Below are 13,740 nucleotides of genomic sequence, written 5' to 3' on the forward strand. Positions count from 1 at the left end.
TCGAAGGCTCATTGTTCCCTGATGAAGTCGGTGTCGAGGATAGTTTTCGCGTCGATCGTCATCTTGAGCTTGCCAGCCTTGCCCCAGATGTCCTGCGCGAAATTCACCAACTCGGACGCCTCGCTCTTTTCCGGCGTACCGAAGAATTCCAGGTTGCGATCGCGATCGTAATAGCGCACGCCCTTGGCACCGGCGGCGAAATCCTCGGGTTTTTCGAGATAGCCGCCAATGCCCTTGGCCATGATCTCATAGGCCTTTTCCGGATTGGTCTTGATGTATTCAACCGCTTTGTAATAGCCCTTGACGAGGGCCTTTACGTCCTCGGGATGTTTTTCGATCAGATCGCATTTGAGGGCGATCACGTCCACGATCAAGCCAGGGGTGGTCGTGGAATCGATCAACACCTTTCCCTTGCCGCCCTTGCGGACCTCGGTGAGGTGCGGCTCCCACGTCACGGCGGCGGGAACCTGGCCGGCGATGAAGGCGGTCGCCGCGTCATCGGCGGTCATGTTGGTAATGGTAACGTCGTCCTCGGTCATGCCTTCCTTTTTCAGGAGCACGTTGAACCAGAATTCGGAAACGGAGCCCTCGTTCAAGGCCACCTGCTGGCCCTTCAGATCCTTGAGGGACTTGATGTCGGGCTGCGTGACGACGCCATCACCGCCGTGGCTGTCGTCGAGCGCAAGGACGTATTTGAAGCAGAGGTCGTCCGAGCGGTACTTCATCAGCTCGTCGACGGTGGAGGCGGCGCCATCGAGATCGCCGCCGGCGACCGCAGCCATGTAAAGCGCTGATTCTTCTATGACCTTCAGGTCGACGTCGACGCCGGCCTCCTTGAAGTAACCGAGGTCGCGGGCAAGAAACAGCGGCCCGTAACCTACCCAGGTCGTCATGCCGAGACGGATGGCGCCCGCATTGGCGGGAGCTGCAAGCCCCAGGCCCAGCAGGCCTGCGCCGACCGCGCCCATCAGGCAGTTTCGAAATGTCTTCATTGTCGTGGTTCCCCTATGGCTGTTGCCGGCATCGGCCTCATTCTCGCGGCCTATGCCGGTTGCGTTTCGGCAGCCGCTCTTGTTTGGGCGTCGCCTCCCAGCGAGCCTTGCGTGTTCTAAGGTTTGCAACAGAGCATCCGGGCCGGATCGCAAAAAGAAGTCTTTTTCTGCCCATTGCTTCGTCGAAACCGAAGCGGCTCGATAGCCGATCGGCGGCCTGGCTCTGGACCTGGCTGGCCATTTTCCGCAGGGTCGCCGACAGAAGCGGCCTCAATGCCGCAGCGCTGGAAAAGACAAGCGCCTCGTGCGCGAACCCGCTCCTGCGGAGGCACAGGAACCGACGAGAGCGGCCGACGTTTTCGCCAGATGAACGAAGCTGCCCGCACGGGATTGGAGAGCCCGCCGAAACGCAGGCTCATCGGACTGGAGCCAAGGTGGAACTGAACGGCGGATGTCTTTGCGGCCGGATTCGCTTCAACGTCACAAGCGAACCGAGAGTGCACTATTGCCATTGCGATATGTGCCGGCGCGCGACCGGCAGTGCATTTGCGGTCCTGGCGTGGGTGCCTTCGCCAGACCTGACCTGGATCGACGCCACTCCCGCCTATCGCCGATCTTCGCCAATCGCCCAAAGGGGGTTCTGTCCTGCCTGCGGATCGCCGCTCAGCCTTGCCTATGACGTCTCGCCCGGGGAAATCGCGCTGCATGTCGGCACATTCGACGATCCAGCGCGGCTGGAGCCTCGCTACAATTACGGATCAGGGCAGCGGCTTGGCTGGGTCTGCTGCGGCGTGGACTTGCCGCACCGCGAAACCGAGGAACGCTGGTAGCGCCTGAAGGCGATGCGGCTCGCTGGCCGAAAGGACGGAGATCGATGTGATGAGTATTTTCTATCGGGCGGCCAAGATTGCGGAGCAGGCGCATGCATCGCAGCATGACAAGACAGGAGGCCCCTATATCGATCATTGCCGTCGAGTGGTCGACGCCGTCGAAACGATAGATCAGAAAGTCGTCGCCTATCTGCACGATGTCCTGGAAAAAAGCGAAGGCTGGAGCAGGGCCAAGCTCGAAGAGGCGGGCTTTGGACCGACGATCGCTGCCGCGGTCGACGCCATGACACGCAGAGAAGGCGAGGACTATTTCGCATTCGTACGCCGGGCCGCATCGAACCCATTGGCGCTGCCGGTAAAACGGGCGGATCTGGCCGACAATATCTGGCAATCAAAGCAGATCGGAGCATCCACGGCCAAGTATGAAGAAGCATTGCGCATTCTTGACGACGAGTTCACCAAGTGAGTGCCGGGATGCTGGCGGCAATCGCGTCCTGGCATGCGACAAGCGCCACTGGACGATGCCTGTAGTCGCGCGATGCCAAAATACATGGATTACGGGAACCAACCCGTTTGGTAATTTTCGTACCAACGTTTTTAGTGACACGCTGGGTGGGTGGTTTTATGAATCCGATGATCGATCCGCGTCCGGCATGCCCTCTGATGCGCAATGCCTGGCTGCCTTCGGATCGCTTCGGGACCAAGGTGACGCCCATGCGGGAATTGCCGAAAGACATTGACGCCGATGTGGTGATCGAAATCAGCAGATTGCTGGACGACAGCGCGCTTTTCGTGCCTGTCCGCGTTCATGAACTCACAGTAAGGGTAAGGCAGAAAGTGAAGACGGGATTGCCGGATCGTTCGATCGAAGAGTTGATCGTGGAAATGGCTTCCTTGCGTCGGTTGGCCATGGCCTTTGAACTGCCCGGATCGGAAAATGTGGTGCAAATTCCACAGCGACTCCTACGCTGACCGCATCAAGGTCACGCGCTCCACCCGGCGGTCAGGACAAGCGATGCCTCGAACACCTGGGCGCCCGCCTCATTGCGCACCTTGCCGGTATGTTGACCAAGTCGCGATCCGGCATTTCATCGCGAGCTACTTCCTGCGAAATGCGAATGGCTTCTGCCCTCGCCTGTTCTCGCGATTCAAATGGCTGGCCGTCGTTGGGTACGGGGCCATGACCGTTATAGAGATCGAAATGACACCGTTTCATTTTCGGGGCAGCCTTGGACACCTCTAGCGTGTTAATACCCAGCGACACTGGTGGTTCCCGCTCCGGCGCTTGCGCCAGAATACGCGCAGGCTGCCGATGATAGGGTCCGCCATCTTCCGAAGGCCTAAGGTCCGGCTGCTATCCTTGCGTCCAGGACATCTGGCGATCGGCGTTTCAACCCCGATCGCCTTGAGGCTATGATGTTAGAGTCCCTCTATCTGCAACTCGGCCAGCACGACACTCTGTCGGACGTCGAGAAGGTCTTGCTGGCCGAAACGGTTGTTTTCGGACGCGAGTTCGAAAAGGGGCAAGATGTGGTCAAAGCGGGGTCCCGGCCAACCTATAGCACCATGCTGCTGGATGGCCTGGCGGCACGCTACAAGGTGCTCGAGGACGGCGGCCGGCAGTTCACGTCCTTGCAGGTGCCCGGCGACTTCGTCGATCTCCACGCCTTTTTGCTCAAGACCATGGATCACGGTATCGTCGCGCTGTCGCCTTGCCGGGTGATGTACGCGGACCACAACAAGCTGAAAGCCATTACGGAACAGGCCCCTCACCTGACCCGGCTGTTGTGGCTCGATACGCTGGTCGATGGGGCCATACATCGCGAATGGATCGTGGCAATGGGCCGCCGCTCCAGGACCTCGCATCTGGCCCATCTCATCTGCGAACTGTTCGTACGCCTGCAGGCGGTGAAACGCACCAGCGGCATGAGTTTCCATCTACCGTTGTCACAGACTGAAATGGCCGACGTGCTTGGGTTGTCGGTCGTGCACATGAACCGGGTGATCGGAGGCCTGAAGAAGATCAAGGTAATCACCTGGACGAACCATATGGTCACCATTCTGGACTGGGACCAGCTTGCCAGGCTTGCCGAGTTCGACCCTACCTATCTGAGCATCAACAACGAACCGAGATGAGCAGCCTTAAACTCAGTTATGAGGCGGATTGCTCCACCACAACTCAAGCGGCCCGCGTTACGAGCGGGCCTTGTCATTCCCTACGGGTGGATAGCGCCTGATTTGGCGAAAAGCCGGTCCAGCAGCTTGCGCGATTCCTCGATTACGCGCCGCGTGTCTTCAATATTCGAGCGAAGATCGGCAATCTGTGCCGCCGCCCTCCGTTGATATAGGCGCGCACTTTCATTGAGGAAGTAGTCAGGTTCCCACGGGTCCATCGCGATCAGATCCGTTGCGCACCAGTTCGAACGTTACCTTTACCATAACGAGGGGTTTGCTAGCACCAGCACGGACATGCAGGGCAACCTCTCGGAAATTGCCTTCAGGCATCTGGTCCTTTGCTATTTCGAGCAACGCCTTTGCCGCCTCATCCTCAGCTGCCTCCAAGCTCGGAAGCTCGGTTCCTTCAGTGTCCGGGTAGGAGGTTCCGTTGTCGACTAGATCAAAATAATAGCGCGCCATCATCGGTAACAAGGCGGCGCGACCTTTGTTCCTCTCGACTTATCGCGAGTGCCGGGTAACGCATGCTTTGAATCCTCAGTATAGGTTACGCCGCCGATAACAGCGTGAGGATCAGTTTCACTACCGGGCTTCCTGCGCATACAATCCGATAACTACCGAGCTGCGGTCACGCGCCAGACCGTGTTTCCGACATCGTCCGCAATCAACAGCGCGCCCGCCTTGTCGACGGCAACGCCCACTGGCCGCCCATGTGCCTTGTTGTCATTGTCAAGGAAACCGGTGACGACGTCCTGAGGCTTACCGTCAGGATGACCTCCATTGAACGGTATGAAAACGACCTTATAGCCGTTGAATCGCTTGCGGTTCCAACTGCCATGTTCGCCGACAAAGGCGCCATTGCGATAGGATTCGGGCAGGTTGGTGCCGGTGTAAAATGCCAGGCCCAGGGGGGCGACATGGGAACTCAGTGCATAGTCCGGAGGGATGGCCTTGGCGACCAGGTCCGGCCGCCGCGGCATCACCCGCAGATCGACATGCTGGCCATAGTAGCTGTAGGGCCAGCCATAAAACGCGCCGTCCTTGACCGAAGTCATGTAGTCGGGAACCAGATTGGGGCCGAGTTCGTCGCGCTCGTTGATGACGGCCCACAGCGCTCCGCTCTGCGGCTCCCAGCTCAAACCGTTGGGGTTGCGCAGCCCGCCTGCGAAAATGCGCGAACGGCCTGTCGCCCTGTCGACCTCCCAGATCGCGGCGCGATCCTTTTCCGCCTGGATGCCGTTCTCGGTGATGTTGCTGTTGGAGCCGACGCCGACATAAAGCAGCGATCCGTCCGGACTGGCGACGAGAGACTTGGTCCAGTGATGATCGATCGGGCCGCCGGGCAGCGGCGTCAGCACGGTGCCTGGCGCGGTGATCTTGGTCTCGCCGGATGTGTAGGGATAACGCACGATCGCATCCGTGTTGGCGACGTAGAGATCGTTGCCGACCAGGGCTACGCCGAAGGGCGAATTGAGATGATCGAGGAAGACATCCTGCACGTCGGGCACGCCGTCGCCGTTCGTATCACGCAACAGCGTGATGCGGTTGCTTCCCTCGGTGCCGCCGCCCGACGTCGCCATGGACTCGATCCAGCCCATGATCAGGTCCTTCGGACGCTTGATCGCGGCGCCGGGCGGCGCCACGGACTCGACCACGAGAACGTCACCGTTCGGCAAGGTGTAGAGCGAGCGTGGATGCTTCAATCCCTTGGCGAATGCCTGGATCTGCAAACCCTTCGCGACCGTTGGTTTCTCGTCCTGCTTCCAGCCGACGACCGAAGCGACATGCATGGGCGGAACAAGATATTGCGTTGGTTCAGGCAGTGTCGGATTTGGCCCGACCTGGCCGCTTGGGTCCGGGTCGTCGTTGCTGCAGGCGGGCAATGCCAAAAGCGATCCGCACAACAGACCGAACCCAAGGGCACGCCGGATGTGAGTGTTCGAAACCCGCAGGGCGTTCATTCGAGCACCTCGACGCGGGTGCGGCCGGTGCTCCATTCCAGCAACCACACGAGAACCAAGACGATCACGGCCGCCGCGGAGAGGATGAGCCCTGTCGGCACGACCGACGTCCAGGCGTCACGGCTGTGCACCAGCGCGTTGAAGAACGACAGCACAAGCACCACCAGGCCGCCGAGCAGATAGGCTCCGTGCGTACGGAGAATTCGACGGGTGAAGAGATCGAAAAGCGCCGCAAGCACCGCAAGAGCGCCCATCACGAGGCCGGCAAACAGCAGCCATGCGGAAAAATCGGCCCACATCATCTCCGCCGTTCGCCAATAGGTGAGGTCGGTCAGCAGCGTGCCGATGAAACAGGCATTGGCGACCGCCATCGGTGTCCGATGGATCGGACGGCCGACGACCACCGGTATCGATCGCGAATTGGCCACGGATCTTCTCCGCCCCTGCTCCAGATGGCATCTGGGCTTCAAACAAACCTGAAGTTGAGATGTTCCGGGAACTGTTTGCGTTCAAGGACTTGTGATTGCCCTGACCAATGCCGATCGCTGTCGCCGGTGAATGGCGCGAAGCGCGGTGTGCTCCGGGAATTCAAGTTCGCAATGTCCGCAGCGCGAGTAACATTGCCGGGCAAGCGGTGGGACGCCAGTTCCATTCCGTGTGGGAGATGAGCAGGGCCCGTATCGCCTCCCGCCAGTGAGATTAGGTTCGGCTTCGTACGTTTCTTACCGAGCCTTGGCCCTTTATTGTCAGTCATTGGCAGATGACTAGATTAACCAGGCGGCATCCCCAAATCATGCCGTAGTGGCCGATGCGGGCTTAGGCAATGTGCCGTCACCGGCATCGTCGCGTCGGCCACTTCCGCGATCCTCGCCCAGCAATGCCGGCATGATGGCGGTCAGCTGGGCGGGCGGTCCTGCCTCGAAGGGTTCTTTGAACCGAGGTCCCCGACCAGCCGACGGTATTGCAGTTCGGGAGGGCCGTAAGATTCCCGTGCCAGCGCCACGAGACCTTTCCGATCCCGGATCGTGATTTCGCCGCGGCGGGCACGGATGTAGCCATGGCTCTCGATTGTCTGAAGCCCCACGGTAACCCCGGGGCGCCTGACGCCCAGCATGACGGAAAGGAATTCGTGGGTTATCATAAGCCTGTCGCCAACGGTCCGGTCGCTGCACATCAGAAGCCATCTCGCCAGCCTGACCTCCAGGCTGTGCCGCGCGTTGATCGACGCCGTGTAGCTGGTCTGGACGTGGAGATACTGCACGTAGCGCAACAGGAAGGGCCGCAAGGTAGGGCTCTCTGCCAAGGCTTCGACGAACGGCGCGGCGCTCATCCGTATCGCTTCGCTCGTCGACTGGATGTAGCAATCGAAGCTTGCCAGATCGTCGCCCATGATCAGCGCCGAACCGGTCATACCTTCGAAGCCGATTATTCCCACCTCCGATTCAGCCGTTCCCGCAGTCTTGGCGACGACCGATGCGATGCCACTCTCCAGGAAATAGACAGCTTCGATCTTTTGGCCTTCGATCTCCAACGGCGAGCGCAACTCCAGAAAAACACTTTCGAGATGCGGCCGCAGCCGCTCGAAATCGGCCACGCTCATTCGGCGCAACAACTCGCTCTTGGCCTGCAGAATCTTGGGATCCACGAGACGCTCTCCACTTGGGCAAGAGCACTGGGATCTCTCGGCCGGCCGCGCCCCTCGAACGAGGGGACGGTGGCAAAACATAAACTGTCCCACCCGGCCAGCACTAGGCAGGCGGCCGCGTCGGTATGAAACCGACAATAGCTGCTGTGGACAAATCGCAAGTTTTGTCGACTATCCATCCTTCGCCAGAAGACGAGCTTCCCTGAGGATCGAAGAGCGGTCGAACCCTACAAGCAACACTATGTCACGTATCTGCTGTTCCGTAGCGCCCGATTCCCGGGCAAGTGTACGAACGGCTTCGGGCGCCAGACCGGGGCGCTCAGGGTCTTTCGTCATGACATCCTAGCCTCACGCTGGGGCAGGAGTGCGATGGTCGCTCCCAAGCGTCAACGCCCGGATCGTGCTGCTGACGACCTCTTTGTGTACGCCTTCGTACCGAACTTGGCGAATCAATTCGAAACACGCCGGTTCGGGTGATTCCGGCGCGCCTTGTTTTGTACTCGCCCAAAAGTCATTGCAGATCATGGCTATGCGCGTTCGGAACGCCGCGCCTGTTTGCCGCGTTTGAGCTTGGATCGCTTTCCATGCAGAGGTGAAACTCCATGTTCGATTGGCTGAAGCGCGGCGCGCCAGAACCGCGCAAGGGCATGCCCAGCCCCCGCCTCGACGAACAGGCTTTCAAGCGTCGCTATGGCGAACAGTTCAACGATCCGGCGTTCGAGCCCCTGGCCGCCGACATCGAGCGGATAACGGAGGTAGCCTGGCAAGCCTACAGGGATTCCAGAAAGAGCCCGCGGACCCGAAAGGCGGGACATGGCTTCGCCGATCCCGATTACGATCTGGCGGTCGATTGGCTCGAGGCGAGACAAGCAATCGAGCGCGCAAAGCGCATGAACGAGCTGGGCAAACGACGCCGCGTCCTGATCGTGAACGGATCGCCGCGCAGCGAGCACACCTGCCCCGGCGAGATGTCCAAATCCTATCGTTTTGTCGAAATCGCCCGGAAGATCTTCAAGGCCGGCGGCGCGGAAGTCGAGATCCTGGATTTGTCCCGGCTGGCCGCCGAATACGGCCGCAAAATCTACCCTTGCAAGGCCTGCTTCTCCACCGCTGCCGCGCTTTGTCACTGGCCTTGCTCCTGCTATCCAAATCATTCGCTCGGCCAGACGCAGGACTGGATGAACGAGATCTATCCAATGTGGGTTGCCGCCCATGCGGTGATGATCATAACGCCTGTCCACTGGTATCAGGCCACCTCGCCGCTGAAGCTGATGATGGACCGTCTGGTATGCGCCGATGGCGGCAATCCCGATCCTAGTTCCACGCACGGCAAGGAGGCGCGGGAGGCGAAGGCGCTGGAACTCGAGGGATGGGACTATCCCCGGCACCTTGCCGGCCGGCTCTTCTCGGTAATCGTGCACGGCGATACCGAGGGAGCCGAAAACGTCCGGCGCTCTTTATCGGATTGGCTGAAATCGATCGAAATGGTCCCGGCAGGGCCGAAGGCCGAACTCGACCGCTACACCGGTTATTGGAAGCCATACGCTACCAGCCACAACGAGCTCGACGACGACATGGACCTGCAGGAAGAAGTCCGAAACGCGGCGCGTACGCTTCTGGCCGCGGCGGTCGCTCGGAAGGAGGGCACTTTCGTCGCCGCTGGACAGTCGCTGACCGATCCTCGGCAAAAATGATGTTCGACGGCTTTAGCCTGGAGATCGTCAAGCTTGCGGATGCGACATTGCGCGTGCGCCATGGTGGGGCTGGCCCGCCAGTGTTGCTCCTGCATGGGCACCCGCGAACCCACACCACATGGCATCGCGTCGCGCCGATCCTGGCAAGACATCACACCGTCATTTGCCCGGACCTGCCGGGGTTCGGGCAATCGCCCGTCCCGGCCGATGCCTGGGAAAGCGCGGGATCTTCAAAGCGGGCAAAGGCCGGCATTTGCGTGGCTCTCATGCACAGGCTTGGTTTTGATCGTTTCGCCGTCGCCGGGCATGACCGTGGCGCCCTTACCGCGTTCAGGATGGCGATGGATCATCCTGCCAGTATTTCGCACCTTGTCGAAATCGATGGCATTCCGGTCCTTGAGCATCTGGAGCGTTGCGACAGCCGCTTTGCGACAGAGTGGTGGCATTGGTTCTTCTTTGCCCAGCCAGACAAGCCGGAGCGCGCCATCAATGTCGATCCGCAGGCCTGGTATGGCGGATCGGCCGAGGCGATGGGCAGAGAAAACTTCGAGGACTATCAGGCGGCGATCAGCAGTCCGCATGTCGTGCATGGCATGCTGGAAGACTACCGGGCCGGGCTCACGATCGATCGCCGGCACGATGCGGAGGATCGCGCCCGAGGGCTCCGGGTCGAATGCCCAACGCTTGTCCTGTGGTCGCTGCGCGACGATCTTGAACGGCTCTATGGTGATGTGCTGGCGATCTGGCGCCCATGGGCCCGGCACCTGCAAGGCCGGGGCATCGACAGCGGTCACCATGTCGCCGAAGAAGCTCCGGAGCTGTTGGCAAAGGCGATTCTGGACTTCCTTGCTTGAACGGCTGGTTTGGTCTTGCGGGATGACACGCAGCGTTCATTCCCCCGGGAACAAATCTCGCTTTGGAAAATTGTGACGCCCAGGAGAATACCGGAAGCTCCGGACCGGAAATATCGCCTTGCGACGGAGTTCTCATCGAGCAGGGGCTCTCCATACGGTTTGACAAGGCCGGCTAGACGGCGCCAGGAGCGATCGCGCCCAAGGCAAGGATGTTACCGCTTGCCGGGACAGGGGGCCAGCATTGAACGCACCAAATAGGCTTGGGCCAAGGAGGTGTAAGATCGATCCCAATCTGTGGTTCGCCTTTCTCGGCACCGTGATCCTGTTGCAGATGCCGCCTGGGCCCGACAGCATGCTGGTCATGGCACGTGGCATCGGGCAAGGCCGTGGCGTGGCGTTGTTCACGGTCGTGGGAATGACATTGGGCGCAGGCATGGTGCAACTGCCGCTGATCGCCCTGGGTGTCTCCTCGCTCTTGCGTGCATCGCCATTGGCATTTGACGCGCTCCGTTGGGCTGGAGCAGCCTATCTTGTCTGGTTGGGCATAAGTTTGCTCTCGGACACGAAAAGCGATCTGGATCTCGATTGCGTCAAGCGCGTCGGGCCGCTCGCCGCGATACGGGAAGGTATGATAGCCAACCTCATCAATCCTTGGCCCATGACTTTCATGATCGCTTTCCTGCCTCAGTTCGTCGATCCGAACCGTGGCTCTGTCTGGTTCCAGATGCTGATGCTCGGCGCGACCCAGAAACTGACTGGCGTCTTGGTCCTGGGGACCTATGCGGTTGCTTCTGGTGTGCTCGGCGAATGGGTCATGCGTCGACCCCGCGTGAGACTTTGGCAACAACGGATAGCGGGCTGCTTCATTGTCGGCCTTGGCATTCGAATGGTGGTGGGCGGCGGGGCCGGCAAGTGAAGCGAAAGTCTCCTCCGCAGATCCAACCATGACAAGATCGAAGCAGGTTTCAGGCTGGGCATGTTCAGCGAGCCGCGCAGCACGGAAGCCGGATCTCCTGATCGAGTTGGTTGAAACCGGCGGGGATGCCAAGGCAGAAGCGGGCGCTGCGCTCTATCGCTACAATGTGGCCAAGTCCGGCGTCGCGGATCGAATGCCGATCGGCGCCATAGTGCGGGATGCCTCGGGAAAGGTCGTTGGGGGTTTGTGGGGCAGGACTGAGCTTGGACTGTTGTTCCTGGACATGTTTTTCGTGGCTGAGGATGTACGAGGAAAGTCGTATGGCAGCCGGCTCCTGTCAGCCGTTGAAACAGAGGCAAGAAAGCGTGGCTGCGCGCGCGCCGTGGTCGAGACCAGCAGCTTCCAAGCACCTGGCTTCTATGTTCGCCACGGATACGAGGAATTTGGCAGGGTTGAATTTGGCATTCCTGGCGCGGCGCGCGTCTTCCTGCGAAAAGAGCTCTGAAAATTGGCGCGACAACCCTTTGGCGAGCTGTTGTATCGAAGGCGGCGCTTCATTCGAAGCGCCCGATCGTGGTTGCTGAAGTGGCGGAGCCCCCACTGCCAATCGGGTTGAAGCTCCCGCCTTGCCCTGCAAGAATCGCGCACATCGTTACGGCGGCTCCAGCATCCTCGGCTAGGATTTTTGTTCCGACGGGGGAGAGATCCGTTCCCGTAGGGACTGCTCCGTCGTGTCGGCGGCGGACTTGACGATTTCACCAATCTGGTCGGCCACCGTGCCTGCTTGCGTGTCCTGCCGTCCAGCTTGCTGCTTGATTGTCTCATAGGCGTCCGCGGCAACCTGCTTGGCCTGATCGAGGCCTTGCTCGAGCATGGTCTCCGAGGTGTTGCGAAGCTTCTCGCCATAGCCGCCCAGCTGCTCATCCTCCATTGCGGTATGGGGCAGCATGGCGCCTATCGCGGCGCCGATGGCGAGACCGACCGCCGCAACGGCGAGGGGCTGATCGTTCAACAGCTCCTGTGCCGAGCGGCTGGCTTTCGCAGCCATGGCGCCAGCCGTCGATCCTGCGCTGGCGGCGTTGCTCGTCAGCCCTTCGGCGACGCCGCTTGCTGCGCCCGATATGGCTGCGCCAGCGCTGCTTGCGGCCGACGTGAGCGATTCAGCGGTTCCGGAGAGCGTGCTGCCCAGGCCGCCGCCCTCCGCCTCGTCACCCCCGCAGGGCGGGGTTGGCGCCGTATAGCCGGCCGGGCGACGGCTGCCGTTCGACGGACCGCTGCCCAGCATCAGCCAAGCCAGACCGGCGCCCACCATGGTCACGGGCAAGGGATTGTCCCTGACCTGCGTTCTCAGGTTGTTGAGCATTGCCGAACTCTCTCCTCCAGAGAAGATGCCGGTGAATTCGTCCAGCAATTGTCCCGGTGTCATTTTGCCTCGAATGGATTCGGCGGTCTCCACCACCCTGGCGCGCGCGGCCTCGGCCTCGCGTTCGAGTTCGGCTGCGGATTTCTCGGTCATCTCACTTGTTCCTTGATCACAGTCGCGTCGCGCCTGAGCTGTTCCTGGGTTCGGTCGGGAGTAAGTTCGGAAGGCGCCATGCTTGCCATGCCGGTGCGCAGCAGAATGACGCCAAGAATTGCCACCACCACGCCGACCAACAGGGAGGACCACCCGGCCCCCAGCCCTGCCCGCGTCAATGCGATGACCAGTGCCTGAAGCAGCACGAGCAGAGCCGCGAGCAGGCAGATGGCCCCGCCCAGCACCTCGGCGGCGCCAGCTCCCGTCTTGGTAAACTTTTCAGAGAGCTCCGCCCGCAGCAGCCTGGCTTCGGTTTGCACCAGCGTGGTGACGTTTTGCGCCAAGTCGGTCACCAGGGTCGCGAGGCTGGGATTATCTTGAGTGTTCATCTGTCTTGCTCCCCATACTGCGTGGCCAGATCGTCAACACCGCCGCCGAATCCTTGCGCCCCATCGGCCGACCAACCAGCAGCTTCGCCGGTCTGCGAATTGGCACCACGCGAGGCACTTCGAGATGCTTCGGGGCTTCTGGGCGGGGAAGCCTTGATGAACCGACCCAGCGCCAATCCGGCCAGTACAGACCCGGCAAGCAGGACACCGGGGTTTTGCCGGCCGAAAGACTGCACATCCTCAAGCACCTGGCCGAACGGCTTTTGTTTCAACGAGGAGGAAAGCCGCTCCAGCCCGCCAGCGGCGTCCAGGGCAAATTTCGACGCGGTCCTTTCATCATTGTTGGCCAGATGCTCGCTGGCCGCGCGTAACGCGCCGCCCAACGCCGCCAAGCTTGATCCGATGTCGCGCTGCGTCTCCTCCGCCTTGTCCGAAATAACCTGCGTGGCTTCTGTCGCGTAGTCGCCAGCCTTGCGGGTCAGTCCGTCGCGAGCATCGTGAAGCAACTCGCTCGCGCGCTCTTTTTCCCGGCCAAGCCTATCGGAAACGTCGCTTGTCGCCTTGTCGAAATCGGTGGATTTACGGCCCTGGCCGTCATTACGTTGCATGGGTCACCTAGTGAAAACCGAGGAAGGAGAGGACCGCGAGCACGACAACGACGAGGCCGATAAGATAGATGACACCGTTCATGGCACGTTCCTCCTTGGCAGCCCAACTTCATGGACCCTGCGATGTTCCGTCGGCGAAGAGCTTTTTGCGATCCAAGAG

The 13,740-nt window shown here is 60.6% G+C and carries 17 protein-coding genes; 8 read left to right on the plus strand and 9 right to left on the minus strand.

Annotation, left to right across the window (positions count from 1 at the left end; genetic code table 11):
- Positions 1-8 precede the first annotated feature (8 nt).
- Entirely contained in the window at positions 9-992 is a 984-nt protein-coding gene (locus LB557_RS18195; protein ID WP_015316450.1) for an ABC transporter substrate-binding protein, read from the minus strand.
- Between LB557_RS18195 and LB557_RS31625 the strand changes: the two genes are divergently transcribed.
- The 3 genes from LB557_RS31625 (at position 983) to LB557_RS18210 (ending at position 2,794) form a co-directional block, all read left to right on the plus strand.
- Positions 983-1,822, plus strand: coding sequence for a GFA family protein (locus LB557_RS31625; RefSeq protein ID WP_263496785.1), 840 nt, complete (start codon positions 983-985; stop codon positions 1,820-1,822). The two genes, LB557_RS18195 and LB557_RS31625, sit on opposite strands and share 10 nt — an antisense overlap.
- A 49-nt stretch (positions 1,823-1,871) precedes the next feature.
- On the plus strand, positions 1,872-2,288 hold the full coding sequence (locus LB557_RS18205) for an HD domain-containing protein (protein ID WP_015316448.1): 417 nt from the start codon (positions 1,872-1,874) through the stop codon (positions 2,286-2,288).
- 158 nt (positions 2,289-2,446) lie between these two features.
- Positions 2,447-2,794: a hypothetical protein gene (locus LB557_RS18210; RefSeq protein WP_224642002.1), complete on the plus strand. Its 348-nt coding sequence runs from the start codon at positions 2,447-2,449 to the stop codon at positions 2,792-2,794.
- 31 nt (positions 2,795-2,825) lie between these two features.
- Here the strand turns inward: LB557_RS18210 and LB557_RS31860 are convergent, their stop codons facing one another.
- Positions 2,826-3,038: a DUF6894 family protein gene (locus LB557_RS31860; protein ID WP_411970558.1), complete on the minus strand. Its 213-nt coding sequence runs from the start codon at positions 3,036-3,038 to the stop codon at positions 2,826-2,828.
- A 200-nt stretch (positions 3,039-3,238) separates the two neighbouring features.
- Here LB557_RS31860 and LB557_RS18215 point away from each other — a divergent pair, with 200 nt between their 5' ends.
- A complete protein-coding gene (locus LB557_RS18215; protein WP_140790257.1) occupies positions 3,239-3,958 on the plus strand; it encodes a Crp/Fnr family transcriptional regulator in 720 nt (239 codons plus the stop codon).
- Between the two features lie 237 nt (positions 3,959-4,195).
- On the opposite strand, the gene LB557_RS31865 is transcribed toward LB557_RS18215, so the two are convergent.
- From LB557_RS31865 to LB557_RS18230, 4 genes are all read right to left on the minus strand, one after another.
- The gene (locus LB557_RS31865) at positions 4,196-4,462 is read right to left on the minus strand and encodes a DUF6894 family protein (protein ID WP_411970559.1); all 267 of its coding nucleotides are present in this window, start codon (positions 4,460-4,462) and stop codon (positions 4,196-4,198) included.
- Between the two features lie 149 nt (positions 4,463-4,611).
- A complete protein-coding gene (locus LB557_RS18220) occupies positions 4,612-5,958 on the minus strand; it encodes a PQQ-dependent sugar dehydrogenase (protein WP_224642003.1) in 1,347 nt (448 codons plus the stop codon).
- The gene (locus LB557_RS18225) at positions 5,955-6,386 is read right to left on the minus strand and encodes a DUF2231 domain-containing protein (RefSeq protein ID WP_140715599.1); all 432 of its coding nucleotides are present in this window, start codon (positions 6,384-6,386) and stop codon (positions 5,955-5,957) included. Before LB557_RS18225 ends, LB557_RS18220 begins: the two co-directional genes overlap by 4 nt.
- Positions 6,387-6,853: 467 nt before the next feature.
- Complete coding sequence (locus LB557_RS18230; RefSeq protein ID WP_140660831.1) at positions 6,854-7,603, minus strand: Crp/Fnr family transcriptional regulator; 750 nt, start codon at positions 7,601-7,603, stop codon at positions 6,854-6,856.
- Positions 7,604-8,205: 602 nt separating this feature from the next.
- Between LB557_RS18230 and LB557_RS18235 the strand changes: the two genes are divergently transcribed.
- The 4 genes from LB557_RS18235 (at position 8,206) to LB557_RS18250 (ending at position 11,572) form a co-directional block, all read left to right on the plus strand.
- Positions 8,206-9,297, plus strand: a complete 1,092-nt coding sequence (locus LB557_RS18235) for a flavodoxin family protein (RefSeq protein ID WP_140821157.1) — start codon at positions 8,206-8,208, stop codon at positions 9,295-9,297.
- On the plus strand, positions 9,297-10,151 hold the full coding sequence (locus tag LB557_RS18240) for an alpha/beta fold hydrolase (protein WP_224642012.1): 855 nt from the start codon (positions 9,297-9,299) through the stop codon (positions 10,149-10,151). The genes LB557_RS18235 and LB557_RS18240 overlap by 1 nt, the downstream gene beginning before the upstream one ends.
- Before the next feature lie 241 nt (positions 10,152-10,392).
- Complete coding sequence (locus tag LB557_RS18245) at positions 10,393-11,067, plus strand: LysE family translocator (RefSeq protein WP_140715602.1); 675 nt, start codon at positions 10,393-10,395, stop codon at positions 11,065-11,067.
- Between the two features lie 28 nt (positions 11,068-11,095).
- On the plus strand, positions 11,096-11,572 hold the full coding sequence (locus LB557_RS18250) for a GNAT family N-acetyltransferase (protein ID WP_224586220.1): 477 nt from the start codon (positions 11,096-11,098) through the stop codon (positions 11,570-11,572).
- A 171-nt stretch (positions 11,573-11,743) separates the two neighbouring features.
- Here the strand turns inward: LB557_RS18250 and LB557_RS18255 are convergent, their stop codons facing one another.
- From LB557_RS18255 to LB557_RS18265, 3 genes are read right to left on the minus strand one after another with little or no spacing between them, the layout of a single operon-like run.
- Positions 11,744-12,583, minus strand: a complete 840-nt coding sequence (locus LB557_RS18255; protein ID WP_140790241.1) for a DUF3618 domain-containing protein — start codon at positions 12,581-12,583, stop codon at positions 11,744-11,746.
- Positions 12,580-12,972 (minus strand): phage holin family protein, encoded by a 393-nt coding sequence (locus LB557_RS18260; RefSeq protein WP_015316434.1) that lies wholly within the window; start codon positions 12,970-12,972, stop codon positions 12,580-12,582. Before LB557_RS18260 ends, LB557_RS18255 begins: the two co-directional genes overlap by 4 nt.
- Positions 12,969-13,580 carry a hypothetical protein gene (locus LB557_RS18265; RefSeq protein WP_224642004.1) on the minus strand — a complete coding sequence of 204 codons (612 nt, stop codon included), beginning with the start codon at positions 13,578-13,580 and terminating at the stop codon, positions 12,969-12,971. Before LB557_RS18265 ends, LB557_RS18260 begins: the two co-directional genes overlap by 4 nt.
- Positions 13,581-13,740: the final 160 nt, after the last annotated feature.

The organism is Mesorhizobium sp. BR115XR7A, from assembly GCF_020165315.1.
GTDB lineage: Bacteria > Pseudomonadota > Alphaproteobacteria > Rhizobiales > Rhizobiaceae > Mesorhizobium > Mesorhizobium australicum.

What these genes read in the sequence shown, in the direction of transcription:
- LB557_RS18205 (WP_015316448.1), top strand. Translation starts at nt 1,872, where the DNA reads ATGAGTATTTTCTATCGGGCGGCCAAGATTGCGGAGCAGGCGCATGCA.
- LB557_RS18250 (WP_224586220.1), top strand. Translation starts at nt 11,096, where the DNA reads ATGACAAGATCGAAGCAGGTTTCAGGCTGGGCATGTTCAGCGAGCCGC.
- LB557_RS31865 (WP_411970559.1), bottom strand. Translation starts at nt 4,462, where the DNA reads ATGATGGCGCGCTATTATTTTGATCTAGTCGACAACGGAACCTCCTAC.
- LB557_RS18195 (WP_015316450.1), bottom strand. Translation starts at nt 992, where the DNA reads ATGAAGACATTTCGAAACTGCCTGATGGGCGCGGTCGGCGCAGGCCTG.
- LB557_RS18255 (WP_140790241.1), bottom strand. Translation starts at nt 12,583, where the DNA reads ATGACCGAGAAATCCGCAGCCGAACTCGAACGCGAGGCCGAGGCCGCG.
- LB557_RS18210 (WP_224642002.1), top strand. Translation starts at nt 2,447, where the DNA reads ATGAATCCGATGATCGATCCGCGTCCGGCATGCCCTCTGATGCGCAAT.
- LB557_RS18220 (WP_224642003.1), bottom strand. Translation starts at nt 5,958, where the DNA reads ATGAACGCCCTGCGGGTTTCGAACACTCACATCCGGCGTGCCCTTGGG.
- LB557_RS18265 (WP_224642004.1), bottom strand. Translation starts at nt 13,580, where the DNA reads ATGCAACGTAATGACGGCCAGGGCCGTAAATCCACCGATTTCGACAAG.
- LB557_RS31860 (WP_411970558.1), bottom strand. Translation starts at nt 3,038, where the DNA reads ATGAAACGGTGTCATTTCGATCTCTATAACGGTCATGGCCCCGTACCC.
- LB557_RS18240 (WP_224642012.1), top strand. Translation starts at nt 9,297, where the DNA reads ATGTTCGACGGCTTTAGCCTGGAGATCGTCAAGCTTGCGGATGCGACA.
- LB557_RS18235 (WP_140821157.1), top strand. Translation starts at nt 8,206, where the DNA reads ATGTTCGATTGGCTGAAGCGCGGCGCGCCAGAACCGCGCAAGGGCATG.
- LB557_RS31625 (WP_263496785.1), top strand. Translation starts at nt 983, where the DNA reads ATGTCTTCATTGTCGTGGTTCCCCTATGGCTGTTGCCGGCATCGGCCT.
- LB557_RS18215 (WP_140790257.1), top strand. Translation starts at nt 3,239, where the DNA reads ATGTTAGAGTCCCTCTATCTGCAACTCGGCCAGCACGACACTCTGTCG.
- LB557_RS18260 (WP_015316434.1), bottom strand. Translation starts at nt 12,972, where the DNA reads ATGAACACTCAAGATAATCCCAGCCTCGCGACCCTGGTGACCGACTTG.